Annotated in this window: 1 protein-coding gene and 1 pseudogene; both read right to left on the minus strand. The window is 77.9% G+C overall.

Annotated elements, in window-relative coordinates; all coding sequences use genetic code 11:
* Positions 1-711 (minus strand): aldose epimerase family protein (locus tag FNQ90_RS23860; RefSeq protein ID WP_182608244.1); only part of this gene is annotated, 711 nt, incomplete at its 3' end.
* Between the two features lie 199 nt (positions 712-910).
* A pseudogene (locus FNQ90_RS23865) lies at positions 911-1,204 on the minus strand (carbon monoxide dehydrogenase); the annotation flags it as partial.

The raw sequence follows: 1,204 nt of genomic DNA on the forward strand, positions 1-1,204 counted from the left end.
CAGGCCGTTGGGCGGGCCGGTCTGGGGTTCGACGCAGACGGCCTCCTCCTGCTCGTCGTAGACCACCACCCACTCGGCGCGGCTGGTGATCCGCAGGCGCAGCAGACCGGGCCACTCCACGGTGACGTCCACGCCGTCGGGCATCCCGAAGCAGTCGTCCCGGGGGCCGGGGACCGGATCGATCCGCTTCCCGGTGGGGATGTGGTCCGGGCCCCGCTCCTCCTGCCAGGCGGGGGCGAAGTCGATCCGCGCCTCGGGTCCGTCCGGGACCGGCCGGCGCAGGAACCACGGGTGCCAACCGGCCTGGCCCGGGAAGGAGTCGCCCGCGGTCTCCACGCCCAGGGCGAGGGTCAGCGAACCGCCGTCCTCCGCGAGCCGCACGGTCTGGGTCACCCGACCGGGCCAGGGCCAGGGGTCGGAGAGGTCCACGACCATCGAGGCGGAGTGCTCGTCCGCGACGGCGGTGTGCCAGCGGCGATGACGCACGGTGCCGTGGATGGCGTGCGGGCCGGCGTCCACCGGGAGCTGGTGCGTCCGGGCACCGTCACGGACCTCACCGTGCCGGGTGCGACCGCACCAGGGCACCATCACGAAGGAACCGAACTTCTCGCCGGGGCGCAGCAGTTCGGTGCCCTTGATGCGCAGGGAGGACAGGCGGGCGCCCTCGTCGGGCAGGACCGTCACCTCGGCGTCACCGGCGGCGAGCCGCACGGCGGTGTCCGGTGGGGCCGGGGCGTCGGCGCCGGGGGCCGACGGGGCCCCGGCGAAGTCTGAACGCGCGTCGGATGTCGTCACCCGCCAAGGATAACGAAAGGGTCTCGAACGGGTGCGCGCACCGGCCCCGTGCCGGGGCGCGCGCCGGGGCCGGTGGCCCGTCCGGCCCGGTGGGGCCGGCGGCGGCCGGGTGGGGTCAGCGGCGGCGGCGCAGGGCCCGGCCGACCAGCACCGCCCCGGCGGCGGCGGCCAGGGCTGCGGCGGGCGCGGCCCAGCGCAGCGTGCCGCGCCCGGTGACCAGGACGCCGGGGCCGGGTTCGGGGGCGTACCGCCCGCGCGGGGGCGCGTGGTCCACCTCCTCGGCGCTGCGGCCGATCATGGTGCGACGGGCGAGGTCGGCCTCGGGGGCGAGCGGGCCGGCGGCCACGAGGTCGGGGCCGGTCACCGGCCCGGGTCCGGACGGCCGGAGGCCCTCCCCGGTGTCCCCGAC

This window comes from Streptomyces alkaliphilus, assembly GCF_014141535.1.
GTDB classification, from domain to species: Bacteria; Actinomycetota; Actinomycetes; order Streptomycetales; family Streptomycetaceae; genus Streptomyces; species Streptomyces alkaliphilus.